The organism is Actinomycetospora atypica, assembly GCF_042653685.1.
Classification (GTDB): Bacteria; Actinomycetota; Actinomycetes; order Mycobacteriales; family Pseudonocardiaceae; genus Actinomycetospora; species Actinomycetospora atypica.
On sequence record NZ_JBHSIV010000097.1, the window covers coordinates 1 to 743 of the forward strand.

Sequence of the window (743 nt, forward strand, 5' to 3'; positions counted from 1 at the left end):
GCGCGCTCGGGGTCGAGTCCGAGGCGCTGCGCGGCGCGGTCGCCGCGGACGGTGCCCCGGTGGTGGTCGCCCCATGCGGGATCGACCGGGTCCACCCCTCGGCCAACCGGGATCTCTTCGAGGAGGTCCTCGCCCGCGGCGGGGCGATCGTGTCGCCGTACCCGCCGGGGCTCGCGGTGGGCCGGGACCGGGTGATGGGCCGGCTGCGGCTGCTCGCCGGGCTCGCCGAAGCCGGCGGACGCCCGGTCACCCCCACCGACACCGAGGTCCTCGCCCACGTCCTGCGCGACCTGACCGGGCTCGCCGCCGGGAACACCCGGCCGCGCCCGATCACCATCCCCGACGTCCATCGAGCCCTGACCCGCGCCGAGGACGGGCTCTGGCAGACCCACCGCTTCGCCAGCCGCCAGCATTTCCTCGACGCGACGCGCCCGCTGACCGACTCCCTCGGCGCCCTGGTCAACGGGCCGCTGAAGGGCCTGTTCGACGAGCAGACCAACATCGACGTGGACTGGGCCGCCCCCATCCAGTCCCTGGATGTCTCCGGGCTCGAGGGACGCGGCGAGAAGGCTCTCGCCGTCGCCATGACCTGCCTGGGGTCCTGGTCACGCTCGGCGACCGACCTGCGCACCGACGGCGCGCTGCGGATCATCGTCCGCGACGAGATCTGGCGACAGATGCGTCTGGGCACCGGGATGGTCGCCGCCGTCGACGCCGAGCTGCGGCTCTCTCGCGCGCAACAG

General features: G+C 74.6%; 1 protein-coding gene. It reads left to right on the forward strand.

Features of this window, described 5'->3' with window-relative positions:
- The coding region (locus ACFPBZ_RS29475; protein WP_378039659.1) for a DNA-processing protein DprA at positions 1-743 on the forward strand (743 nt) is incomplete at both ends.